19 protein-coding genes and 2 rRNA genes are annotated in these 23,819 nt (G+C 73.7%); 12 read left to right on the top strand and 9 right to left on the bottom strand.

From position 1 onward, the window contains the following. Nucleotides 1–106: ribosomal RNA gene (locus tag P3H78_RS30485) — 23S ribosomal RNA — on the top strand; the annotation flags it as partial. A gap of 89 nt (nucleotides 107–195) precedes the next feature. Beyond that, nucleotides 196–312, top strand: a 5S ribosomal RNA gene (gene rrf / locus P3H78_RS30480). A gap of 85 nt (nucleotides 313–397) precedes the next feature. Here rrf and P3H78_RS30475 read toward each other — a convergent pair. From P3H78_RS30475 to P3H78_RS30455, 5 genes are read right to left on the bottom strand one after another with little or no spacing between them, the layout of a single operon-like run. Beyond that, nucleotides 398–1,708 carry a DUF58 domain-containing protein gene (locus P3H78_RS30475; protein ID WP_276112413.1) on the bottom strand — a complete coding sequence of 437 codons (1,311 nt, stop codon included), beginning with the start codon at nucleotides 1,706–1,708 and terminating at the stop codon, nucleotides 398–400. After that, complete coding sequence (locus P3H78_RS30470) at nucleotides 1,708–2,697, bottom strand: AAA family ATPase (RefSeq protein WP_276112412.1); 990 nt, start codon at nucleotides 2,695–2,697, stop codon at nucleotides 1,708–1,710. The genes P3H78_RS30475 and P3H78_RS30470 overlap by 1 nt, the downstream gene beginning before the upstream one ends. After that, the gene (locus P3H78_RS30465) at nucleotides 2,697–3,887 is read right to left on the bottom strand and encodes a DUF4350 domain-containing protein (protein ID WP_276112411.1); all 1,191 of its coding nucleotides are present in this window, start codon (nucleotides 3,885–3,887) and stop codon (nucleotides 2,697–2,699) included. Before P3H78_RS30465 ends, P3H78_RS30470 begins: the two co-directional genes overlap by 1 nt. Continuing rightward, a complete protein-coding gene (locus tag P3H78_RS30460; protein ID WP_276112410.1) occupies nucleotides 3,884–4,672 on the bottom strand; it encodes a DUF4129 domain-containing protein in 789 nt (262 codons plus the stop codon). Before P3H78_RS30460 ends, P3H78_RS30465 begins: the two co-directional genes overlap by 4 nt. A gap of 4 nt (nucleotides 4,673–4,676) precedes the next feature. Further along, a complete protein-coding gene (locus P3H78_RS30455; protein WP_276112409.1) occupies nucleotides 4,677–6,008 on the bottom strand; it encodes a glycerophosphoryl diester phosphodiesterase membrane domain-containing protein in 1,332 nt (443 codons plus the stop codon). Between the two features lie 139 nt (nucleotides 6,009–6,147). Between P3H78_RS30455 and mtnA the strand changes: the two genes are divergently transcribed. The 7 genes from mtnA (at nucleotide 6,148) to P3H78_RS30420 (ending at nucleotide 15,175) form a co-directional block, all read left to right on the top strand. Further along, nucleotides 6,148–7,290, top strand: coding sequence for an S-methyl-5-thioribose-1-phosphate isomerase (gene mtnA, locus P3H78_RS30450; protein WP_276112408.1), 1,143 nt, complete (start codon nucleotides 6,148–6,150; stop codon nucleotides 7,288–7,290). Nucleotides 7,291–7,501: 211 nt separating this feature from the next. Next, nucleotides 7,502–8,191 (top strand): two-component system response regulator MtrA, encoded by a 690-nt coding sequence (mtrA, locus tag P3H78_RS30445; RefSeq protein ID WP_003975799.1) that lies wholly within the window; start codon nucleotides 7,502–7,504, stop codon nucleotides 8,189–8,191. 1 nt (nucleotide 8,192) lies between these two features. Then, nucleotides 8,193–10,277: an MtrAB system histidine kinase MtrB gene (mtrB, locus tag P3H78_RS30440; protein ID WP_276112407.1), complete on the top strand. Its 2,085-nt coding sequence runs from the start codon at nucleotides 8,193–8,195 to the stop codon at nucleotides 10,275–10,277. Further along, on the top strand, nucleotides 10,267–12,099 hold the full coding sequence (locus P3H78_RS30435) for an LpqB family beta-propeller domain-containing protein (protein WP_276112406.1): 1,833 nt from the start codon (nucleotides 10,267–10,269) through the stop codon (nucleotides 12,097–12,099). The genes mtrB and P3H78_RS30435 overlap by 11 nt, the downstream gene beginning before the upstream one ends. A gap of 286 nt (nucleotides 12,100–12,385) precedes the next feature. Continuing rightward, complete coding sequence (locus P3H78_RS30430; RefSeq protein WP_276112405.1) at nucleotides 12,386–13,210, top strand: ComF family protein; 825 nt, start codon at nucleotides 12,386–12,388, stop codon at nucleotides 13,208–13,210. Nucleotides 13,211–13,526: 316 nt separating this feature from the next. Further along, entirely contained in the window at nucleotides 13,527–14,219 is a 693-nt protein-coding gene (gene hpf, locus P3H78_RS30425; RefSeq protein ID WP_276112404.1) for a ribosome hibernation-promoting factor, HPF/YfiA family, read from the top strand. Between the two features lie 209 nt (nucleotides 14,220–14,428). Next, on the top strand, nucleotides 14,429–15,175 hold the full coding sequence (locus P3H78_RS30420) for a response regulator (protein WP_276112403.1): 747 nt from the start codon (nucleotides 14,429–14,431) through the stop codon (nucleotides 15,173–15,175). A gap of 57 nt (nucleotides 15,176–15,232) precedes the next feature. Here the strand turns inward: P3H78_RS30420 and P3H78_RS30415 are convergent, their stop codons facing one another. Together P3H78_RS30415 and P3H78_RS30410 are read right to left on the bottom strand one after the other, a co-directional pair. Beyond that, on the bottom strand, nucleotides 15,233–16,408 hold the full coding sequence (locus tag P3H78_RS30415; protein ID WP_276112402.1) for a winged helix-turn-helix domain-containing protein: 1,176 nt from the start codon (nucleotides 16,406–16,408) through the stop codon (nucleotides 15,233–15,235). Nucleotides 16,409–16,556: 148 nt separating this feature from the next. Next, entirely contained in the window at nucleotides 16,557–17,135 is a 579-nt protein-coding gene (locus P3H78_RS30410; RefSeq protein ID WP_276112401.1) for a GNAT family N-acetyltransferase, read from the bottom strand. Between the two features lie 271 nt (nucleotides 17,136–17,406). On the opposite strand from P3H78_RS30410, the gene secA reads away from it, so the two are divergent. Next, complete coding sequence (secA, locus tag P3H78_RS30405) at nucleotides 17,407–20,223, top strand: preprotein translocase subunit SecA (RefSeq protein WP_276112400.1); 2,817 nt, start codon at nucleotides 17,407–17,409, stop codon at nucleotides 20,221–20,223. A 77-nt stretch (nucleotides 20,224–20,300) separates the two neighbouring features. On the opposite strand, the gene P3H78_RS33630 is transcribed toward secA, so the two are convergent. Next, nucleotides 20,301–20,774, bottom strand: coding sequence for an Rv3235 family protein (locus P3H78_RS33630; protein ID WP_438828071.1), 474 nt, complete (start codon nucleotides 20,772–20,774; stop codon nucleotides 20,301–20,303). Nucleotides 20,775–21,385: 611 nt separating this feature from the next. Here P3H78_RS33630 and P3H78_RS30395 point away from each other — a divergent pair. Together P3H78_RS30395 and P3H78_RS30390 are read left to right on the top strand one after the other, a co-directional pair. Continuing rightward, nucleotides 21,386–21,901: a DUF6912 family protein gene (locus P3H78_RS30395; protein ID WP_276112399.1), complete on the top strand. Its 516-nt coding sequence runs from the start codon at nucleotides 21,386–21,388 to the stop codon at nucleotides 21,899–21,901. A 128-nt stretch (nucleotides 21,902–22,029) separates the two neighbouring features. After that, the gene (locus P3H78_RS30390) at nucleotides 22,030–22,695 is read left to right on the top strand and encodes an HAD family hydrolase (RefSeq protein WP_276112398.1); all 666 of its coding nucleotides are present in this window, start codon (nucleotides 22,030–22,032) and stop codon (nucleotides 22,693–22,695) included. Nucleotides 22,696–22,852: 157 nt separating this feature from the next. Here the strand turns inward: P3H78_RS30390 and P3H78_RS30385 are convergent, their stop codons facing one another. Then, nucleotides 22,853–23,419 carry a DJ-1/PfpI family protein gene (locus tag P3H78_RS30385; protein WP_276112397.1) on the bottom strand — a complete coding sequence of 189 codons (567 nt, stop codon included), beginning with the start codon at nucleotides 23,417–23,419 and terminating at the stop codon, nucleotides 22,853–22,855. Nucleotides 23,420–23,819 lie beyond the last annotated feature (400 nt).

The raw sequence follows: 23,819 nt of genomic DNA, 5'->3' as shown, positions 1-23,819 counted from the left end.
CTTGATGGGGTAAGGCTCCCAGTAGACGACTGGGTTGATAGGCCGGATCTGGAAGCACGGTAACGTGTGGAGGTGACCGGTACTAATAGGCCGAGGGCTTGTCCTCAGTTGCTCGCGTCCACTGTGTTGGTTCTGAAACCACGAACAACCCCACACCCGGTATTGGGTGTGGTGCGGTTGATTGTTTCAAAGTGTTTCGGTGGTCATAGCGTGAGGGAAACGCCCGGTTACATTTCGAACCCGGAAGCTAAGCCTTACAGCGCCGATGGTACTGCAGGGGGGACCCTGTGGGAGAGTAGGACGCCGCCGAACTAATGTTGGGGAAAACCCCGCACCGTATGGTGCGGGGTTTTCTGCATTTCAGGGGCATTCCGCCCCCCGAGGGGGACGGGTGCCGTCACAGGCGGCCGGCTGCCTTCAAGGCCAGATAGGCGTCGGCGAGAGCCGGCGCGAGGTCGTCCGGGGTCGCGTCGACGACCGTGACACCGTGCCGGCGGAGCTTTTCCGCCGTACGGTGACGCTCGGTCTGAGCCTGGGCGGCGGCTGCGGCTTCGTAGACCGCGTCCGTCGTGCCGCGTCCTGCGGCCATCCGGGCCACATGCGGGTCGGCGACCGAAGCCATCAGCACCGTATGGCGCTGGGTGAGCTGCGGCAGGACCGGCAGCAGGCCCTCCTCGACCGGTGCCGCGTCCAGACTCGTCAGAAGGACGACCAGGGAGCGGCGCGGCGCCGTACGCAGAGCCGTGGCGGTGAGGCCGCGGGCGTCCGTCTCTACGAGTTCCGGCTCCAGGGTGGCCAGGGCGCCCACCAGGGAGGGCAGCAGATCACCGGCGGCCCGGCCCTGGACCAGGGCACGCACCCGGCGGTCGTGGGCGAGGAGGTCGACGCGGTCGCCCGCGCGGGACGCCAGGGCTGCCAGCAGCAGGGCCGCGTCCATCGAGGCGTCCAGCCGGGGGATGTCGCCGACCCGTCCGGCGGAGGTGCGTCCGGTGTCCAGGACGACCAGGATGTGACGGTCGCGTTCCGGCCGCCAGGTGCGGACGGCGACCGCGGACCGGCGGGCCGTGGCACGCCAGTCGATCGACCGGGTGTCGTCGCCGGGGACGTAGTCGCGCAGGCTGTCGAACTCGGTTCCCTCACCGCGGGTCAGCAGGCTGGTCCGGCCGTCGAGTTCGCGGAGCCTGGCCAGCTTCGCCGGCAGGTGCCGGCGGCTGGTGAACGGCGGCAGGACCCGGACCGTCCACGGCACCCGGTGGGTGCCCTGGCGGGAGAACAGCCCCAGCGGGCCGTAGGAGCGGACGGTGACGCGGTCGGCCCGGCGGTCGCCGCGGCGGGTCGGGCTGAGCCGCGTCGTGACCCGGCGGCGCTCGCCCGCGGGGACGCGGAGCTCGTGGCGGGACGCGTCCGTCTCCGTGCCCGGCTGCCAGCTGCTCGGCGGCCAGGCGTCGCGGAGCCGGGCCCGCAGCCGCCGGTTGGAGGTGTTGGCGACGGTGAGGGTCACCTCGGCGGTCTCGCCCAGCCGGACGGAGGTGTCGCCGGAACGGGTCAGGCCGAGTCGGCGTACCGGCGCCGCGAGCGCGTAGTCGCAGGCGCAGGCCAGAGCCAGCGGCCCGTTCACGGCGAGCAGGCCCGCCCAGCCGGGTGCCCAGATGCCGACCGGCACGGAACCGAGGGCCGCGATCAGGGCGGCGCGTCCGGTGAGCGCCATCAGCGGGGGACCGGCACGTGGGCGAGGATCGCGTCGATGACGGAGTCGGCGGTCACGCCCTCCATCTCGGCCTCCGGGCGCAGCTGCACGCGGTGGCGGAGCGTGGGCAGCGCCAGCGCCTTCACGTCGTCGGGGGTGACGTAGTCGCGGCCGGTGAGCCAGGCCCACGCGCGGGACGTGGACAGCAACGCGGTGGCGCCGCGCGGGGAGACACCGAGGGAGAAGGACGGCGACGAGCGGGTCGCCCGGCAGACGTCGACGACGTAGGCCGTGATCTCGGGGGACACCGTGATCCGTGCGATCGCGGCGCGGGCCGCCTCCAGGTCGGACGGGCCGGCCACGGGGCGTACGCCGGCGGTGTGCAGGTCGCGCGGGTCGAAGCCCTCGGCGTGCCGGGTCAGGACGTCGATCTCGTCCTGGCGGGAGGGCAGCGGGACGGTCAGCTTCAGCAGGAACCGGTCCAGCTGCGCCTCGGGCAGCGGGTAGGTGCCCTCGTACTCGACGGGGTTCTGGGTGGCGACGACGAGGAACGGGTCGGGGAGCGGGCGCGGGGTGCCGTCGACGGTGACCTGCCGCTCCTCCATGGCCTCCAGCAGCGAGGACTGGGTCTTCGGCGGCGTGCGGTTGATTTCGTCGGCCAGGAGGAGATTGGTGAAGACGGGGCCGGGCTGGAAGGAGAACTCGGCGGTGCGGGCGTCGTAGACCAGGGAGCCGGTCACGTCGCTGGGCATCAGGTCGGGGGTGAACTGGACGCGCTTGGTGCCGAGTTCGAGGGCCGATGCGAGGGTGCGCACCAGGAGGGTCTTGGCGACGCCGGGGACGCCTTCGAGCAGGACGTGGCCGCGGCACAGCAGGGCGACGACGAGACCGGTCACGGCGGGATCCTGGCCGACCACGGCCTTGGCGATCTCGGCGCGCAGGGCCTCCAGCGAGGTGCGGGCCGCGGCCGCGCCCTGAGGGCGCCCGGCGTTGTCAGTGGTCGGGTCCATCATGAACCGCGTACCTCTCTTTCGAGGACGTCGAGTTGGCCGGCGAGGGAGACGAGGGCCGCGTCGTCGCCGGGCGGCGGGCCGAAGAGGAGGTCGTGCAGGGGCTGTCCGCGGTCGTGGAGACGGGCGGACAGGGCGGGGAGCAGGGTCTCCGGCGCGTGCGCCTGGGCCGGGGGGACACCGACGAGGGGGGCGAGGCGGGTGCGGGTCGTGGAGCGCAGGGCGTCCGCCGCGCGGTCGCGGGCGTCGGTCCTGCGATAGAGGCGGGCGCGGCCTTCGGCGGTCTCGGAGGCGCGGATCGCGACGGGCAGGCGCTCGGGGACGAGGGGGCCGAACCGGCGGCCCCGCCACAGGGCGGCCAGCGCCGCGGCGACGAAGAGTTGCGCGGTGCCCCAGACCCAGCCCGAGGGGAGCAGGTCGAAGAAGCCGCGTTCGCCGGTCCCGGCGGCCGGGGTGTCGGACAGCGAGGGGAGGTACCAGACCAGGTGCGGGCGGGAGCCGAGGAGCTGCAGGGCGAGGGATGCGTTGCCCTCGCGCGCGAGGCGGTCGTTGTGGAGGAGCTCGGGCGAGCCGAGGACGACGATGTCGCCGCGGGAGGGCCGCGGCACGCGCAGCAGGGTGGGCAGGCCGTCGCTGGGGTAGCAGGCGTCGACGTGGGGGGCGGCGGTGGAGTAGCGGACGCCGCCGGTGTCCGCGGTGCCGGCCCGCCGGGCGGCGGGCAGCGTGCAGGCGGGGGCGAGCGTGGTGTCGAAGCTGGGTGCCGGGTCCGCGCTGACGCCGGGCACGAGGCCGCTGACGGAGGGGGTGTCGGGGGCGACGAGGACGGTGCGGCCGCCGGAGACGTAGGTCGCGGCGCGCAGCCGGGACTGCTGGGCGGAGGTCAGCAGGTCGGGCACGGCGACGAGGAGGGTGGTGTCGGGTCCTGCCGCGGAGCGGGCCGCGTCCAGGGTGGTGACGACCCGGGTGGACACGCCGTGGTCGGCGAGGATCGCGGCGACCGCGCGGCTGCCCGCGGGGTCGGCGGAGCGGGGGTCGAGGCTGCCGTGGCGGGCGCCGGAGCGCAGGCCGGCAATGACGATCGCGCCGGCCAGCAGGAGCAGGAGCGCGAGCAGGAGGCCGCGCGAGCGGGTCCACACCTGGCGGGTGGTGGGCGCGGTGGAGGTGGTCGGGAGGGCGGCCCCGGTGGTCATCCGGCGGCTCCCCGGTCGGCGGTGGAGGCGGTGTCCGGCTCGTCGTGGGCCGGCCGGGGGCGGGTGCGTTCCAGGTCGCGGTCGAGTGCGGCGACGCGGAGGTACGTCTGCTCGGTGGCCCGGTGGCCGCCGTAGGTGACGTCGTCGAAGTCGCGGGCCGCGGTGCGCAGCCGGTCGGTGTGCTCGGGCAGGGAGCGGCCGGCCTCGGCGGCCGCCTCGTCGGCGGTGCGGCCGGGGCGGACGTCGAGGAGGGCGCGTTCCTCCAGGGAGCGGACGACGGCGCGCATCCGTTCCTGGACGGCCCGGCTCCAGTGGCCCTGGGCGGCGTGCGCCTCGGCGGCGGCGCGGTGTTCCGCGGCGCTGCGGGGGCGGTCGTCGAAGAGGGCGGCGGAGGTGACGGGTTCGCGGCGCGGGGTGCCCAGCCTCCACCACAGGGCGGCGACCACGGCGAGCGCGGCGAGGAGGAGGGCCACGAGTCCGAGTGCGCCCCCGGGGGTGGCGGCCGAGGCCGAGTCGAAGAGCCGGCCGATCCAGTCCCAGAAGGCGTTGAGGGCGCGTTCCAGCAGGCCGGGGTCGTGCTCGTGGTACATGCGCTTGGCCAGCTCGCGCCGGGCCGCCTCCCGGGCGGGGTCGCGCGGGAGGGTCACCGGTGGTGCGCCGCTGCCGGAGGGCACCGGCGACGGCGTGGCGGTGCCGTGGGCGCGCAGCACGGCCCGGGCGAACCCGTCCGCCGCCGTCCTCGAGAGCGCCGGCAGCGCGCTCGCAACTCCCCCCGTCGCGCCCACGGCATCAGCCTCCGGCGGCGGGGGCGTCGGCGGAGTGGCCCTGGACACCGGCGGCGCGGGCCAGTTCGAGGTCGAGGGCCTCGCGGCGGATGCGCTGGTCGATGTAGAGGAGCACCGTGACGCCGGCCGAGATCGGCAGCGTCACGGTGGAGCCGATCATGGCGCCGATGCCGCTGATGACGAGGTAGGTCCAGCTGGTGGCGGCGGTGCCGTCGAGGAGGCCGCGGACGCCGTCGCCGCCGACGGCGGAGGCGATGAGGGTGAAGGGGATGACGACGATCGCGGAGACGATGCCCGCGATGATCACGGCGAGGAGCTGGATCCCGAGGACCCGCCACCAGGAGCCGCGGACCAGCTTCGCGGAGCGGCCCATCGCCTTGACGACACCCTGCTTCTCCAGCATGAGTGCGGGGGAGGCCAGGGAGAAGCGGATCGCCAGCCACAGTGCGACGGCCCCGGCGCCCAGGCTGCCGAGGAGGGCGAGTGCGGCGCCGCCCGCGGGCGATCCGGAGACGGAGAGGAGGACGCCGGGCAGCACACCGGCGGCGATGACGGCCGTCCCGATGAGCAGCAGCAGGGCGATCAGGCCGAACAGCCTGGGCACCTGGGTGCGGGCGTCGCGCCAGGCCTCGCCGGCGGTGACGGGCCTGCCGAGCACGGCGCGGCTGGTGACGGCGGTGAGCAGCGCGGTGGCCAGCACGGTGCCGATCATGGAGACCAGGAAGACGGCCCCGGAGCTGAGGAGGGAGTCGCGCATGGCGCGGGTGAGCTCCCCGGGGGTGGCGTGCGGGTTGTTCAGGGCCTGGGTGCTGCCCGCGGTCCTGTTGAGGACGAGGCCCTGGAGCAGGACGACGGCGGTCTCGGTGAGGACGGCGATGACCAGGGAGATGCCGAGGACCGTGCGCCAGTAGGTGCGCATGGTGGACACGGCGCCGTCGAGGATCTCCCCGACGCCGAGCGGGCGCAGCGGAATCACGCCGGGCTTGGCCGCGGGCGGGGGTCCGCCCCAGCCGCTGCCCCAGCCGCCACCCCAGCCGCCGTGGCCGACGGGTCCCGGCCGGCCGCCGGGCATGCCGGCCGGTCCGCCGAGGGGGCCGGGCCCGTGCGGGGGCGGAGGCGCGGCCCGGCCGGGGCCGGGTGCTCCGGTGGGCGCGGACCACGGGGCGGGCGGCGGCTGCTCCGTGGACCACCGGGAGTCCGGTCCCTGCGGCTGCGCGCCCGGCCGGTCCGTGGGCTGCCCGGGGTCGGGGCGGTCGCCGGCGGGGCCGGACGTGCCGGTCTCCTGCCCGTCCGGCGGGGTGGATCCGGGCGAGGCCCAGCCCGGAGTGTCGTTCATCGTCGCTCCTTCACGGTGCCCGTCCGCTGACGCGCGGCAGGTTGGCAGCCATCGTGCCATGGGGAGGTCGCGCGTGGATCGGCCGCGGTGGGGGCCGCACGTCTTCAATTGTCCGCCGGATACGGGGCAGACTGACCGCATGGCTGATCAGTACGCACAGACCCGCGAGGACAACCGGCTGGCCGGTACTCCGGTGATCCGTTGGGAGGAGCCCCCCGAGGGGCCTGTGGTGATTCTGCTCGACCAGACGAGGCTGCCGGCCGAGGAGATCGAGAGGGTGTGCACGGACGCGCCCGCGCTGGTGGACGCGATCCGGTCGCTCGCCGTGCGCGGGGCGCCGCTGCTGGGGATAGCGGGGGCGTACGGCGTCGCGCTCGCCGCCGCCCGCGGCTTCGACGTGGACGAGGCCGCGGCGGCGCTCACCGCCGCGCGGCCGACCGCGGTGAACCTGGCCGTCGGCGTGCGCCGGGCGCAGTCCGCGCACCGGGCCGCGCTCGCCGAGACCGGTGACACCGGACGGGCGGCCTCCGCCGCGCTGGCCGCGGCGCGCGGGCTGCACGAGGAGGACGCCGCCGCCAGCGCCCGGATGGCGGGGCACGGCCTGGCCCTGCTGGACGAGCTGCTTCCTGGCGGCGGGCACCGGGTGCTGACCCACTGCAACAGCGGTTCGCTGGTGTCGGGCGGTGAGGGCACGGCGTTCGCGGTGGCGCTCGCGGCGCACCGCGCGGGGCGGCTGAGGCGGCTGTGGGTGGACGAGACGCGGCCGTTGCTGCAGGGTGCCCGTCTCACCGCGTACGAGGCCGCACGCAACGACATGGCGTACACGCTGCTGACCGACAACGCGGCGGGATCGCTGTTCGCGGCCGGCGAGGTGGACGCCGTGCTGGTCGGCGCGGACCGCATCGCGGCCGACGGCTCGGTGGCCAACAAGGTGGGCAGCTACCCGCTCGCGGTGCTCGCGCGCTACCACCACGTGCCCTTCGTCGTGGTGGCGCCGGTGACCACGATCGACCCGGACACCCCGGACGGGGCGTCGATAGAGGTCGAGCAGCGGCCCGGGTACGAGGTGACGGAGTTCGTCGCCCCGCAGGTCCCGGTCGCCGGGGCCGGTGGCGGCGTCCCGGTGGCACCGCTGGGCACCCAGGCCTACAACCCGGCCTTCGACATCACCCCGCCCGAGCTGGTGACCGCGATCGTCACCGAGGAGGGTGCCGTGTCGCCGGTGACGGCGAAGGCGCTCGCGGACCTGTGCGCCAAGCCGCGGCGGGCGCCGGTCGGCTGACGGCCGGCCCGCTCGTTCCGCGGACGGATGTGAGGCCGAAGGGGTGTCCGGTCCCGTACGCACGGGTCGGGCACCCCCTTTTTCGACGTCCCGCGGACCGTGTCGGCCGTCCGGCTGGTGGCCGCGGGCAGACAGTGACGGTCCCGTACGACTATCGTCACAGGCCAGTGAGCTGCCTCACCTGGATCTTCGCAGCCGTTACGAGAATGGGATGATGTCGTTTATGAAGGGACGAGTCCTTGTCGTCGACGACGACACCGCACTGGCCGAGATGCTGGGCATTGTGCTGCGTGGTGAGGGTTTCGAGCCGTCTTTCGTAGCCGACGGCGACAAGGCGCTGGCCGCTTTCCGTGAGACCAAGCCCGATCTGGTGCTGCTCGACCTGATGCTGCCCGGCCGGGACGGCATCGAGGTGTGCCGCCTGATCCGGGCCGAGTCCGGGGTGCCGATCGTGATGCTGACGGCCAAGAGCGACACCGTCGACGTGGTCGTCGGTCTGGAGTCCGGCGCCGACGACTACATCGTGAAGCCGTTCAAGCCGAAGGAGCTCGTGGCCCGCATCCGGGCACGGCTGCGCCGGTCGGAGGAGCCCGCGCCCGAGCAGCTCGCCATCGGCGACCTGGTCATCGACGTGGCCGGCCACTCCGTGAAGCGGGACGGGCAGTCGATCGCGCTGACCCCGCTGGAGTTCGACCTGCTGGTCGCGCTCGCCCGCAAGCCGTGGCAGGTCTTCACCCGGGAGGTCCTCCTGGAGCAGGTGTGGGGCTACCGCCACGCCGCCGACACGCGCCTGGTCAACGTGCACGTGCAGCGTCTGCGCTCCAAGGTCGAGAAGGATCCGGAGAAGCCGGAGATCGTGGTGACCGTCCGCGGCGTCGGCTACAAGGCCGGACCGAGCTGACGTGTCCGGTGACCGTGCCGCTCCGGCGCCCGGCCGGACCGGGGCAGGCGCGCGGCGGCCTGTCGGCCGCACGGGTGCGGGCTCCCGCTGGGCTCGGCTGCTGGAGGGAGGGCTGCTGCACGGCGGCGTCCAGGGCAGCCCGGTGCTGCGGCTGTTCCTGCGCTGGGTGCGGCGGCCGCTGCTGCCGGTCATGCGGCTGTGGCGACGCAACATCCAGCTCAAGGTGGTCGCCACCACCCTGCTGATGTCGCTGGGCGTCGTCCTGCTGCTCGGCTTCGTGGTCATCGGCCAGGTCCGCAACGGCCTGCTCGACGCCAAGGTGAAGGCCTCGCAGAGCCAGGCCACCGGCGGTTTCGCGGTGGCCAAGCAGCGCGCCGACGAGGCGGCCAGCGGCACCGGCGACAACGGCGGCACCACCGACGGCCACTCCTCGCAGAACGTCATCCAGTGGATGAGCGACCTGGTGTCGTCACTGTCCAGCGGCGGCCAGGGCGCCTTCGACGTGGTCACGCTGCCGGCCGGCGAGGACAGCGGCGCCGGGCGCGGTCCGCGCTCCTCCGGCGCCGTCGACCCGACGGCGAGCGTTCCCGAGGACCTGCGGACCCGCGTCAACGGCAGCACGCTGGCCGCGCAGCGCTACACCCGCATCGTCTACAACGACGGCGACAAGGAGTCCCAGCCGGCCCTCGTCATCGGCAAGCAGGTCAACGACCCCAACGGCGACCCGTACCAGCTGTACTACCTCTTCCCGCTCACCCAGGAGGAGAAGTCGCTGAGCCTGGTCAAGGGCACGCTGGCGACGGCGGGCCTGTTCGTGGTGGTGCTGCTCGGTGCCATCGCCTGGCTGGTGGTGCGCCAGGTGGTGACGCCGGTGCGGATGGCGGCCGGGATCGCCGAGCGGCTGTCCGCGGGACGGCTGCAGGAGCGGATGAAGGTCACCGGCGAGGACGACATCGCGCGGCTCGGCGAGGCCTTCAACAAGATGGCGCAGAACCTCCAGCTGAAGATCCAGCAGCTGGAGGACCTGTCGCGGATGCAGCGCCGCTTCGTCTCCGACGTCTCCCACGAGCTGCGCACCCCGCTGACCACCGTGCGGATGGCCGCCGACGTCATCCACGAGGCCCGCGAGGACTTCGACCCGGTGACCGCGCGGTCGGCGGAACTCCTCGCCGACCAGCTGGACCGCTTCGAGTCGCTGCTCGCGGACCTGCTGGAGATCAGCCGCTTCGACGCGGGCGCGGCGGCCCTGGAGGCCGAGCCGATCGACCTGCGCGAGGTGGTGCGCCGGGTGGTCAGCGGCGCCGAACCCCTGGCCGAGCGCAAGGGCACGCGGATCCGGGTCACCGGCGACCAGCAGCCCGTGGTCGCCGAGGCCGACGCGCGGCGCGTGGAGCGGGTCCTGCGCAACCTGGTCGTCAACGCCGTGGAGCACGGCGAGGGCCGGGACGTGGTCGTGAAGCTGGCGTCCGCCGGCGGTGCCGTCGCGGTCGCGGTCCGCGACTACGGCGTGGGACTCAAGCCGGGCGAGGCGACCCGTGTCTTCAGCCGTTTCTGGCGCGCCGACCCGGCCCGGGCACGGACCACGGGCGGCACCGGCCTCGGCCTGTCCATCGCCCTGGAGGACGCCCGGCTGCACGGCGGCTGGCTCCAGGCGTGGGGCGAGCCGGGCGGCGGATCGCAGTTCCGGCTGACGCTGCCGCGCACCGCCGACGAACCGCTGCGGGGCTCGCCGATACCGCTGGAGCCCAAGGACTCGCGGCGCAACCGGGGCTTGGACGACGCCGGCCTGCCGCGCGGCGGCGACAAGCAGGTCACGGTGCCCGCGCAGGCGACCGGCGAGCACTCGGCGCCCACGCCGCGGGACCCGATCGTGCCCCGGCAGGCCGCGGCGGCGCCCACGGCCGACCCGACCGCGCTGCCGGGCAGCGGCGCACGCGTGGTGACGCGGCCCGCCGCCGGCGTACGACGGCAGGACGTTCCTCCCGCCCCTGACCGGGCGGGCGGGGACACGATGGACGGCGCGGATCCGGAGGGAGCCGGTCCGCGCGGCGCACAGAGGCAAGGGGAGGCATTTCGTGGGCGCTGAGCGCGAGGGGGGCGCGCGTCGGCGACCGCTGCGTGCGGTGACGTACGCCGTCTGCGGGGCCGTGCTGCTGGCCGGCTGCGCCTCCATGCCCGACAACGGGGACCTGCGGGACGTCGAGTCGACACCGCGCCAGGACGCGCAGGTGCGGGTGTTCGCCATGCCGCCGCGTGAGGACGCCCCGCCGTCGGAGATAGTCCAGGGCTTCCTGGAGGCCCTGACCAGCGACGACCCGCAGTACGCGACCGCCCGCCAGTACCTGACCCCGGCGGCCTCGCAGCGGTGGCGGCCCGAGCGGTCCACGACCGTCCTCGCGGGCGGCCCGGACATCCGGATGGCCCGCGCGACGGGGCAGGGCGACACCGACGACTACGCCTTCACGCTCACCGGCAGCAAGGTCGCCCGGGTCGACGCGCAGCAGGCGTACGCGCCCCTCAGCGGCGACTACAGCCAGCCGGTGCACCTCACGCGCGACCGCAGGACCGGCCAGTGGCGCATCGACGTGCTCCCGCAGGGCGTGGTCATGGGCCAGTCGGACTTCCAGCGGAACTACATGTCCGTCGACAAGTACTACTTCGCGTCGAACGGCGCCGGCTCCGAGGGGCAGGCGACCGCGGTCGCCGACCCGGTGTTCGTGCGACGGCGGGTCGACGCGACGACGCAGGTGGTCCGCTCGCTGCTGCGCGGGCCCACCAGCTGGCTCGGGCCGGTCGTCCGGTCGAGCTTCCCGACCGGGACGGCACTGCGCAAGGGCGTCTCCTCGCTGACCCCGGACGACCAGAACAGGCTGACGGTCCCGCTGAACGACAGGGCCTCCCGGGTGTCGCGCGGGAAGTGCGCCGAGATGGCGACCCAGCTGCTGTTCACGCTGCGGAACCTGACGCCGACGGTGGACACCGTGGAGCTCCAGCGCGCCGACGGCTCGTCCCTGTGCACCCTGGGCGAGGAACGGGCCGAGACCGTCGCCGCGCGCGGATCGGTTCGGCGGCCGGAGTTCCTGTACTTCGTCGACGACCGCAGCCGGCTCGTGCGGATCGCCGGCGGCAGCGCCGGCACGAGCGCCGACCCGGTGCCCGGCGCGCTCGGCGAGGGCGCGCAGAAGATCCGGTCGGCGGCCGTGTCGTGGGACGAGCGCAGTGCGGCCGGGGTGGGCCTCGACGGCAAGTCGCTGTACGTCGGGTCGCTGGTGTCCGGCGGTTCGCTGGGCGATCCGGTGCTGCAGAGCCGGGGTGCCACCGAGGCCGACCGGCTGACCGTGCCCAGCTGGGACGCGCGCGGCGACCTGTGGGTGGCCGACCGCGATCCGGCCCGCCCGCGGCTGCTGGTGCTGGAGCAGGGAGCGGGCCGTCCGCTGGAGGTGAAGGTCCCCGGTCTGGACGGGCGGATCAGCGCGGTGCGGGTCGCCGCCGACGGGGTGCGGATCGCGTTCGTCGTGGAGAAGAACGGCAAGCGGTCCCTGCAGATCGGGCGCATCGAGCGGGACGGGGGCGACGGGAAGCGGCCCGTGGCGTCGGTGCTCGAGCTCCGCTCCGCCGCCCCGCAGATGGACGACGTCACCGCCATGTCGTGGGCGGGCGACAGCCGGCTCGTGGTGGCCGGGCGGGAGCAGGGGGGCCTGCAGGCGATGCGCTACGTGCAGGTCGACGGCTCCGCTCCGGACGGACCGGCGCCCGCCGCGCTCACCGGGGTGAGGTCGATCGCGTCCTCCGAGGACGACCGGCTGCCGCTGGTGGCCTACTCGGAGGACGGCATCGTGCGTCTGCCGTCCGGCGCGCAGTGGCAGCAGGTGGTCAAGAACGGGGCGGCACCGGTCTATCCGGGGTGAGCCGACGGCGGTCGCGCGGGGGAGTGCGGCCGGGGTGGCCGGGTGTCCCCGTCGCAGGTGCCGGCGCGGCGCGGGCCGGGGGCGCCGCAGGGGCGTGCGGGGGTCCGTCCGGAGCAGTGGGCTCCGGGCCGCCCTGCGGGAACGGGGCCTCCGGCCGGGCGACGGGACATCGCCGGGGGCGCTGTTCACCCGTGCGGGTGATGACATGGCCGAGGTGCGCCGGGTTGTCCACAGGGCGTCGTCCACAGGGGTGGCCGGGCGGCGGCGGGGTGGGCACAGTGGAGGCATGCGCGCGTGGTGGCAGGACCTCACCGACCTGGTGCTGCCGGCCGAGTGCGGAGGCTGCGGCAGGCCGCGCACGGTGCTCTGTCCCGGGTGCCGTGCGGCGCTGAGCGGGGCCGCACCGCGCCGGGTGCGACCCGATCCGGAGCCGCCCGGCCTGCCCGCCGTGCACGCGGCGGCGCCGTACGCGGACGAGGTGCGGGCGGCGCTCCTCGCGCACAAGGAGCGCGGTGCCCTCGCACTGGCCGGACCGCTGGGCGGGGCCCTCGCCGGCGCGGTGCGGGCGGCCCTGCGGGGGGCGTGCGGGCCGTGGCCGGGCGCTGGTCCGGTGCTGCTCGTGCCCGTGCCCTCCGCGGGCCGGGCGGTGCGGGCCCGGGGGCACGATCCGGCGCTGCGGATCGCCCGCGCGGCGGCGGCCGGGTTGCGGTGCTCCGGGACGCCGGCCCGGGTGCTCGCGGTGCTGCGGCAGCGCAGGCCCGTGGCCGACCAGGCCGGGCTCGGCTCCCGGGACCGCCGGGACAACCTGACGGGGGCCCTGGAGACGGCAGCCGGGGCACCCCGGCTGCTCGCCGCCGGCCGGGTCGTCCTCGTCGACGACCTGATGACGACGGGAGCCTCGCTGCGCGAGTCCGCGCGTGCCCTGAACACGGCCGTGTACGCGGCGGCCACCCGGGAAGACAGAGAGGAACGGAAGATCGGATCACGGCGGAAGGAGACAAAGTCGATGTATTGCGCACCGGAATTGACGGGTGTGCGGCACGCCGGTGGGGTGCTCTGTGCGGCGGTGGTCGCGGCTCCGCCGGATTCCTTCGAAATAAACCGGAACTGACGAACGACCTGTGTCGTTGCAGGCGATGAGAGGGTCAATTCACCTGAACGGAGGTACGTCGCAGTAGAGGGTGACGTCCTCCGTCCGGGCGAGATATGTTCGGGTTGTGAGGGAAAGGCGCAGGCCGTCCCCGCCGAATGCCGTGCTGCGGGTTTGCGTTTTTCCTCAATCACCCGTATGGCCGGGTGGAGATCCTGCCCGCGGGGGAGGAGGAGGTGGACGTCACCGAGTCCGAGGTTCCGGGCCACACCGGAACCGGGTGCAAAAGGGAGATGCTCCGCCTGTGAAGCGGAGTGATCCGGGAACGGAGTTCTGCGTGGACATCGTCGTCAAGGGCCGCAAGACCGAGGTGCCCGAGCGGTTCCGCAAGCACGTGGCCGAGAAGCTGAAGCTGGAGAAGATCCAGAAGCTCGACGGCAAGGTGATCAGCCTCGACGTCGAGGTGTCCAAGGAGCCCAACCCCCGACAGGCCGACCGCTGCGACCGAGTGGAGATCACGCTCCGCTCCCGCGGACCGGTGATCCGGGCGGAGGCGGCAGCCAGTGACCCGTACGCGGCCCTCGACCTGGCCGCGGAGAAGCTGGACGCCCGGCTGCGCAAGCAGCACGACAAGCGGTTCTCACGGCGCGGGGCGCGCCGGATCTCGGCTGCCGAGGTCCCCGACCACGTCCCCGGCGCGGCGACGCTGAACGGAAACACGCTCACCACCCAGGAGGACGCGGAGGGCCGGGTGCCCACCAAGCGGATCGGCTCGCTGGAGGTCCAGGGTGACGGCCCCCTCGTCGTCCGCGAGAAGACCCACGTCGCGTCCCCGATGACCCTCGACCAGGCTCTCTACGAGATGGAGCTGGTCGGGCACGACTTCTACCTCTTCGTCGACTCCGAGACCAAGGAGCCGAGCGTCGTCTACCGGCGGCACGCCTACGACTACGGCGTCATCCACCTGACGACGGACACGATGGTCACTCAGGCTCCCCCGCCTGAGGCCGGCGGCACACTGGGCGGCTGACCCGCCCGTCCGGCAGACGCGATGGTGCCCCTGGAGCGCGCTGTTTTGCGCCCCCAGGGGCACCGGTGTGCGACCCCTTCGCGCACCGCTCTGACACCGCGGCGGCGTCCGGGCATGGAATCATGGCCGCAACGGCCCAACCGATGGGCTGTTGCCTTGGGTTGGCGATGGCATTCGCACAGCAGGCCGAGCCTTCAGGGGGAGGAACGATGGCGGACAGCTTCGGACCGATGCGGGACGAGGACGCCGGCGGCGGCGTCGTCGGCATGGGCCCGGACGCGGGTGCTCCCCGCGGGGAGCCGATCAGGGTCCTGGTCGTGGACGATCACGCCCTGTTCCGCCGCGGCCTGGAGATCGTGCTCGCCGCCGAGGAGGACATCCAGGTCGTCGGCGAGGCCGGGGACGGCGCCGAGGCCGTCGACAAGGCCGCCGACCTGCTGCCGGACATCGTGCTGATGGACGTGCGGATGCCGAAGCGGGGCGGCATCGAGGCCTGCACCTCCATCAAGGAGGTCGCCCCCAGCGCCAAGATCATCATGCTGACGATCAGCGACGAGGAGGCCGACCTCTACGACGCGATCAAGGCGGGCGCCACCGGCTACCTCCTCAAGGAGATCTCCACGGACGAGGTGGCCACCGCCATCCGGGCCGTGGCCGACGGGCAGTCGCAGATCAGCCCGTCCATGGCGTCGAAGCTGCTCACCGAGTTCAAGTCGATGATCCAGCGGACCGACGAGCGCCGGCTCGTGCCCGCGCCCCGGCTCACCGACCGCGAGCTGGAGGTCCTCAAGCTCGTCGCCACCGGGATGAACAACCGGGACATCGCCAAGGAGCTGTTCATCTCCGAGAACACCGTGAAGAACCACGTCCGCAACATCCTGGAGAAGCTGCAGCTCCACTCCAGGATGGAGGCCGTGGTCTACGCGATGCGCGAGAAGATCCTCGAGATCCGCTAGGTCCGGCAGGATCCGGCGCGGGCCCCGGGTCGGCGATCCGCCGGCGCCCCCCTGCCCTCAGGCCGGCGCGCGGGCCAGCTCACGTGCCAGGGGCACCCGCAGCTCCGGCGCCTCCACCCGCTCCACGCGGACGTCCGTGCAGTCCACCCAGCTCGCCGCCTCGACCAGCGCCTGCGCCACGGCGGGCACGGCGGCGGCGCCGTCCAGGGTGACCTGCCTGGCGACCAGGGTGCGGCCCTCGCGGGCGGGGTCGACCCGGCCCACGAGGCGGCCGCCGGCCAGTACCGGCATGGCGAAGTAGCCGTGCACCCGCTTCGGCTTCGGGACGTACGCCTCCAGGCGGTGGGTGAAGCCGAAGATCCGCTCCGTGCGCGCCCGCTCCCAGATCAGGGAGTCGAAGGGGGACAGCAGGGTGGTGCGGTGGCGGCCGCGCGGAGGCGTCGCCAGCGCCGCCGGGTCGGCCCAGGCCGGCTTGCCCCAGCCCTCGACCGCGACCGGGACCAGGCCCGAGTCCGCGATCACCGCGTCGACCTGCTCGCCCTTGAGCCGGTGGTAGTCGGCGATGTCCGCGCGGGTGCCGACGCCGAGGGACTGTCCGGCGAGGCGGACCAGGCGCCGCAGGCACTCGGTGTCGTCGAGCTCGTCGTGCAGCAGGGCCGACGGGACCGCGCGCTCGGCGAGGTCGTACACCCGCTTCCAGCCGCGGCGCTCGACGCAGACGACCTCGCCGTACATCAGCGCGCGCTCCACGGCGACCTTGGTGCCGGACCAGTCCCACCACTCGCTGGTCTTCTTGGCGCCGCCCAGCTCCGTCGCCGTCAGGGGGCCTTCGGCCCGGAGCTGCTTGACGACCTGGTCGTAGGCGCCGTCGGGCAGCTCGTGGTTCCAGTGCGGGCGGTTGCGGTAGGCGCGGCGGCGGAAGGCGAAGTGCGGCCACTCCTCGATGGGGAGGATGCAGGCGGCGTGGGACCAGTACTCGAAGGCGTGGGTGCCCTTCCAGTACGCGTCCTCGACGGTGCGGCGGCCGGTCGCGCCGAGCCGGGCGCAGGGGACGAGCTCGTGGGAGCGGGCGAGGACCGAGATCGTGTCCAGCTGGACCGCGCCCAGGTGGCGCAGGACTCCGCGGACGCCGGACTTCCGGTCCGGCGCCCCGAGCAGACCTTGGGCGCGCAGGGCGATGCGACGGGCTTCGTCGGCCGACAGGCCGGTGGCGGGACGCGGGGCGGTCGTCATGCTCGCACCCTAGGGCGTGGCACTGACAGTGCCGCCCGGCCTGCGGATTCCTGCCGGAACCCTCCTCCCCGCGGGCACGACGCGCCACGGTGCGGGACACGTCCCCGGGCCCCCGCTCCGGAGCCGGCCGGGGGCGGCGCGGGGTCCTCTACCGCGGGCGCGCGGGGGCGGGCACATAGGGTGCCGCCGAAGAGAGGCCGACGTCCGAGGGGAGCAGGGAGCCCACCCAGCAGTCACGGCGCACCCCCTTGTTGAGGACGGCCGAGCGCAGGGTTCCCTCGATACGGAACCCGGCGCGTTCTGCCACCGCGCGGGAGCCCGCGTTGCCGACCTCGGCGCGCCACTCCAGGCGGTCCAGGGGCAGCTCGGCGAAGGCCCAGCGGGCGGTGGCGACGACGGCCTCGGTGACGTACCCGCGGCCGCGGTGCTCCCCGGCCGCCCAGAAGCCGACCTCGCCCTCGCCCGGGCCGCGCCGGGTGATGCTGAGCATGCCGGCCAGGTCCCCGCCGGGCAGGAACACGCCGAAGGTGAACATCGAGCCGTCGGCCCAGCCCCGGGGGACGGTCCGCTCCGTGAAGCCGTGCGCGTGCTCGGGCAGATAGGGGGAGGGGATGGTCGTCCAGCGCTGGATGTCCGGGTCCTGCGCGGCGGCGTACACCGCGTCGGTGTCCCCGGGACCGACGGTGCGCAGGCGGAGGCGGCCGGTGGTGATCGTGACGGGTTCCATCGGCCGATTCTGCGCGGCCCGCGTGCGGATGCGCCATTTCATTCCCGGTGAGTGAGCGAGCGGTCACAATTCGCGCAATTCGCCGCGCGCCGCGGCACCATCCGCGACCCCCGTCCGTTGTCCCCTGTGAAGGCGAAGCGAAAGCCGCGAGGACCGCTCCCACGGCAGGCCCTCCCGGCCTGGCGGGGTCCTCGCATACGATGGCCGTTGCTCAGTACGTCCCATGGAAAACCGACCGTCCCAGGCCCGACCGGCAAGGAGACCAACCCCCGTGTCCGTCCTCTCGAAGATCATGCGTGCAGGCGAAGGCAAGATCCTGCGCAAGCTGCACCGCATCGCGGACCAGGTCAACTCCATCGAAGAGGACTTCGTCGACCTCTCCGACGCCGAGCTGCGGGCCCTCACCGATGAGTACAAGCAGCGGTACGCCGACGGCGAGAGCCTGGACGACCTGCTGCCCGAGGCCTTCGCCACCGTGCGCGAGGCCGCCAAGCGCGTCCTCGGCCAGCGGCACTACGACGTGCAGCTCATGGGCGGCGCCGCCCTCCACATGGGGTACGTGGCGGAGATGAAGACCGGTGAGGGCAAGACCCTCGTCGGCACCCTGCCCGCCTACCTCAACGCCCTGTCCGGCGACGGCGTGCACATCGTCACGGTCAACGACTACCTGGCCGAGCGCGACTCCGAGATGATGGGCCGCGTCCACAAGTTCCTGGGCCTGGAAGTCGGCTGCATCCTCGCCAACATGACGCCGGCCCAGCGCCGTGAGCAGTACGGCCACGACATCACCTACGGCACGAACAACGAGTTCGGCTTCGACTACCTCCGCGACAACATGGCCTGGTCGCAGGACGAGCTCGTCCAGCGCGGCCACAACTTCGCGATCGTCGACGAGGTCGACTCCATCCTGGTCGACGAGGCCCGTACGCCGCTGATCATCTCCGGCCCGGCCGACCAGGCCACCAAGTGGTACGGCGACTTCGCCAAGCTCGTCACCCGCCTGAAGAAGGGCGAGGCGGGCAACCCCCTCAAGGGCATGGAGGAGACGGGCGACTACGACGTCGACGAGAAGAAGCGCACGGTCGCCATCCACGAGGCCGGTGTCAGCAAGGTCGAGGACTGGCTGGGCATCGACAACCTCTACGAGTCGGTGAACACCCCCCTCGTCGGCTACCTGAACAACGCCATCAAGGCGAAGGAACTGTTCAAGAAGGACAAGGACTACGTCGTCATCGACGGCGAGGTCATGATCGTCGACGAGCACACCGGCCGTATCCTCGCCGGCCGTCGCTACAACGAGGGCATGCACCAGGCGATCGAGGCGAAGGAGGCAGTGGACATCAAGGACGAGAACCAGACGCTCGCCACGATCACCCTGCAGAACTTCTTCCGCCTCTACAGCAAGCTCTCCGGCATGACCGGTACGGCGATGACCGAGGCCGCCGAGTTCCACCAGATCTACAAGCTCGGCGTGGTCCCGATCCCGACGAACAGGCCGATGGTCCGCAAGGACCAGTCGGACCTGATCTACCGCACCGAGGTCGCCAAGTTCGAGGCGGTCGTCGACGACATCGCCGAGAAGCACGAGAAGGGCCAGCCGATCCTGGTCGGCACCACCTCGGTCGAGAAGTCCGAGTACCTCTCGCAGCAGCTCAGCAAGCGTGGCGTCCAGCACGAGGTGCTCAACGCCAAGCACCACGAGCGCGAGGCCTCGATCGTCGCCCAGGCGGGCCGCAGGGGCGCCGTCACGGTCGCGACGAACATGGCCGGCCGCGGTACGGACATCAAGCTCGGCGGCAACCCCGAGGACCTCGCCGAGGCGGAGCTGCGCCAGCGCGGCCTCGACCCGGAGGAGCACATCGAGGAGTGGGCCGCGGCCCTGCCCGAGGCCCTCCAGCGGGCCGAGGGGGCGGTGAAGGCCGAGAAGGACGAGGTCGAGCGCCTCGGCGGCCTCTACGTGCTCGGCACCGAGCGCCACGAGTCGCGCCGGATCGACAACCAGCTGCGCGGCCGTTCCGGCCGTCAGGGCGACCCGGGTGAGTCCCGCTTCTACCTCTCCCTCGGCGACGACCTCATGCGGCTGTTCAAGGCCCAGATGGTCGAGCGCGTGATGTCCATGGCGAACGTCCCGGACGACGTGCCGATCGAGAACAAGATGGTCACCCGCGCCATCGCCTCCGCGCAGTCGCAGGTCGAGCAGCAGAACTTCGAGACCCGCAAGAACGTCCTGAAGTACGACGAGGTCCTCAACCGCCAGCGCGAGGTCATCTACGGCGAGCGCCGCCGCGTCCTGGAGGGCGAGGACCTGCACGAGCAGGTCCAGCACTTCATGGACGACACCATCGACGCCTACATCCAGGCCGAGACCGCCGAGGGCTTCCCCGAGGACTGGGACCTCGACCGGCTGTGGGGCGCCTTCAAGCAGCTCTACCCGTGCAAGGTCACGATCGAGGAGCTGGAGGAGGCGGCCGGCGACCGCGCCGGGCTGACGGCCGAGTTCATCGGCGAGTCGATCAAGGACGACATCCTCGACCAGTACCAGGCCCGCGAGGACCAGCTCGGCTCCGAGATCATGCGTGAGCTGGAGCGCCGGGTGGTCCTGTCGGTCCTGGACCGCAAGTGGCGCGAGCACCTCTACGAGATGGACTACCTCCAGGAGGGCATCGGCCTGCGCGCCATGGCGCAGAAGGACCCGCTGGTGGAGTACCAGCGCGAGGGCTTCGACATGTTCACCGCGATGATGGAGGGCATCAAGGAGGAGTCCGTCGGCTACCTGTTCAACCTGGAGGTCCAGGTCGAGCAGCAGGTCGAGGAGGTCCCGGTGGAGGCCGCGCAGGAGGTGCCGGAGGGCGTCCAGGACGCGGTGCCGGCGCAGGCGGGTGCCGCCCGCCCGGAGATCCGCGCGAAGGGGCTGGACGCCCCGCAGCGGCGCGACCTGCACTTCTCCGCTCCCACGGTCGACGGTGAGGGCGGCATCGTCGAGGGCGACTTCGCCTCCGACGACGAGCCGTACCGCTCCGAGTCCGACGGTCTCACCCGCGCGGAGCGCCGCAAGCAGGCGAAGGCCGGCCGTCGCCGCAAGAAGTGACACGACCTGCCGCTCCGTGCGGGGCGGCAGGGTGTGGAGGGCCGGGCATCCGTCGGGGTGCCCGGCCCTCCGGCGTGTCACCGGTCGTCGTCCGCACGGGGCATGCGGGGGCCGCCCAGTTCCACCGCGGTGCACCGCCAGCGCAGGTCGCGGCCGCGTTCCAGCCGGAAGGCCATGGCCCGCAGCTGCTCGCCCGCGCCGATGCGGGCGAAGGCCTCCAGGGCGCCGGGCCGGGGCACGAACCAGCCGAGGTCGCGGACGACGGGGCGGGTGCCGCGGGTGCGCAGCGTGCCGCGGTCGGCGAGCCAGGCCAGTTCGTCGTAGGCGCGGCCCGCGGTGTGGCGGAGCATCCAGTGGACGGGGCGCAGGCCGCTGAGGACGGCGAGGAGGCGGTCGGCGAAGAGCTCGGCGGTGACGGGGTCCGGCAGTGTCCGCGGGCCCGTCCCGGGGGCGCCGCCCGCCGCGGCGGTGCGGCCGGCGGGGTCCGCGGCCCTGCCGGCGGGTTCCCCCAGGGCCGTTCCGCCGCTGCCCGGAGGCGTTCCGCGCCGCACGGCCGGGGCCGGGAGCGTGCCGGTCGGGCGAGAGGGGCCCGTCGGGCGGCCCACGGCGCCGCCTCCGGGGCCCGCGGGCACGGTCGGCGGGCGAGTGTCCGCGGGCCGCGTCCGGGCGTCCCCACGGCCGCCCGGCGGCCCCGGGGGGCGCGCGCCGCCCGCCGCGCGGGCCGGGGCGCCGCCCGGGACGCGCGGCGGGACACCGCCGGGGCGGCCGGCATCGCGGCGGCCCGCGGGGCGGGTGCCGGCGCGGCGCTGGTTCCTGTTCATGACCTTGTGCATGGCGTCCCCGATCGACATGGCCCGGTTGGTACCGGTCGGTAACTTTCTGTCGGGGATCTTGTACGGGGCCGGAGGGAGCGGAGGCAAGGAGCACGGCGCCGCCCGGAGGCGGCTCCGGAATTCACTTATCCGGGTGACGGCGGCCCCGGCAGTCCTTCGGGGAACAGGGGGGCACCGGGTGACACGCACGGTGCCGGGTGGACGCCTCCGGGGCCCCGGAGGGGGGCTCGAAAGGGGACTCCCGCACGTATCCTGAAGCCCCTCCGGACGTCGGGATCCGCCGCCGCCCTGAGCCCCTGCGGAGCCCACCGACCACGAAAGCGGCCACCATGCGCGTCTACGTCCCCCTGACCCTCCCCGGGCTCGCCGAGGCGCACAGGACGGGCGAACTGGGGGCGGCGCCGCTGACCGCGTACGCCGTCACGCCCGCCCTGCGGGAGTGGTACCTCTCCGAGGACATCGAGGAGCTGGAGTACGCCGCGCTGAGCCGCTCCGCGCTGGCCTCGCTGCGGCTGCTCGCGGCCGACCCGGCCGCGCCCCGGCGCCGGGTCGTGGTCGCCGTGGACGTCCCCGACGGCGCCGCGACGGCCGGTCCCGGCCGCGGGACGGACCCGGACGCGCCCGGCGAGGTCCGGGTGGCCGGGGCGGTGCCCCTGGCCAAGGCGGCCGCGGTGCACGTGGACGCGGACGACGCGGAGGCGGACGTGGCCGCGGCGGCCGGGGCGCTCGGTGCGGCGGACGCGGGGGACGACGACGCGCAGTCCGTCGTGGACGGCGCCGAGGACCACGAGCTGCTCTGGTTCGCCACGCAGGAGATCCCGAACCTGGTCGGCCCGGCGGACTGACCCGCGCCGGCGCCGCCGCACCGCCGCACCGGACGGTCCCGCCCGCCCGGCCCGCCGGCCTTCCGACCCCGGCCTCCCCTGACCTGCTGTCTTCTGCGCTGTCGGCGGCGGGGGGTACGTTCTTCGGCATGGGGACGTCAGGGGCGCACATCGTCTGGGACTGGAACGGGACGCTGTTCCACGACAACGACGCGATCATCGGAGCGACGAACGCGGCCTTCGCCGAGCTGGGCCTCGCGCCGATCACGCTGGAGACGTACCGGGCGCTGTACTGCGTGCCGGTGCCGAAGTTCTACGAGCGGCTGCTCGGCCGGCTGCCCTCCGACGCGGAGTGGCTGGTCATGGACGAGGTCTTCCACCGGTACTACTCCGAGCACCGGGTGCGCTGCCGGCTGACCGAGGGCGCGGCCGAGCTGCTGGCGGGGTGGGCGTCGGCCGGGCACAGCCAGTCCATCCTCAGCATGTACGGGCACGACGACCTCCTCCCCCTGGTCCGGGGCTTCGGCATCGAGACGCACTTCCTGCGCGTCGACGGGCGGACCGGGCCGTCCGGGGGCAGCAAGGCCGAGCACATGGTGCGCCACCTCGGCGCGCTGGCCGGGGCGGTGGACCCGGCGCGCACCGTGGTGATCGGCGACGCGGCCGACGACGCGGTGGCCGCTCGGCACGCGGGAGCGCACGCGGTGCTCTACACGGGTGGCTCGCACGGCCGGGCCAGTCTGGAGGGGGCGGGCGCCCCGGTGGTGGACACGCTGGCGGAGGCGGTCGCGGAGGCCCGCCGCCTGGCCGCCTGAGCGCGGCGGAGCGGCTCGCGGGGGCGGGAGCTCGGGAGTCCGTCGCCGATCGTCCCCGTCCGCCCTCGTGCAGGTGGGTGTCCGCCCTCGCGCAGGCCGGCGGCCGCCCCCGCGCAGCCCGGTGGCCGGCTCGCGCGAGGACGTGCACCGCGCCGCGTCAGGTCACCGGGGCCTTGGTGCGCAGGACCGTCAGGAACTCCCGCATCCAGGCCGGGTGGTCCGGCCAGGCGCGGGAGGAGACCAGGGTGCCGTCGACGACCGCCTCGGTGTCCTGGAAGGACGCGCCGGCCGTCTGCATGTCCGGCTCCAGCGCGGGGTAGGCCGTGACGCGCCGGCCGCGCAGGCCGTCGACCGCGGCGGTGAGCAGGGGCCCGTGGCAGATCTGGGCGACGGGCTTGTCGGTGTCGAAGAACGACTTGAGGATCTTGCGCAGCTCGGGGTCGTTGCGCAGGTACTCGGGGGCCCGGCCGCCGGGGATGACGAGGGCCGCGTACTGGCCGGGGTCGACCTCGGCGAAGGCGAGGTCGGCGGGCCAGGTGTAGCCGGGCTTCTCGGTGTAGGTGTCGAATCCGGGCTCGAAGTCGTGGACGACGAAGCGGAGCTTCTTGCGCTCCGGAGCGGCGATGTGGACCTCGTACCCCTCCTCGCGCAGGCGCTGGTAGGGGTAGAGGACCTCCAGGGACTCCGCCGCGTCGCCGGTGACGATGAGGATCTTCGGGGTCATCTCGGGGCGCTCCCTCGTACGGGGGTGGGCTGTCCCGGGCAACGTGCCCGCTGCGGGGCGCCCTGCCAAGAGGGCGCGCCCCTCCGGACGGAATCGGTCCGCAGTCCCGTCGGCCACACGGATCACTCCTGTCCCGGATACGACGGTTCCGGTTCCGATGCCCCTGTGCAGAACGTCAAAGTTCCACCCCCGGTTTTGTACACATACGGCTCATGACGGGCCCCCCGTGCGGAGCGATAGCCTTGTGGCGTGATCAGCGCGATAGCTCGCGGGGGCACCGTCGCCCCTGCCCCGCGCCCGGTGAGCACGGACGACATCCGTGACCGGGCGGCGGTCGCTGGTCCGCGCGGACGGGAGGGGGCCGCCACGGCCCCCGGGACGCCGCACGAATCCCGGGCGC

The organism is Streptomyces tropicalis (assembly GCF_029269835.1).
GTDB classification, from domain to species: Bacteria; Actinomycetota; Actinomycetes; order Streptomycetales; family Streptomycetaceae; genus Streptomyces; species Streptomyces tropicalis.
This window is presented reverse-complemented; position numbering and strand designations above follow the sequence as displayed.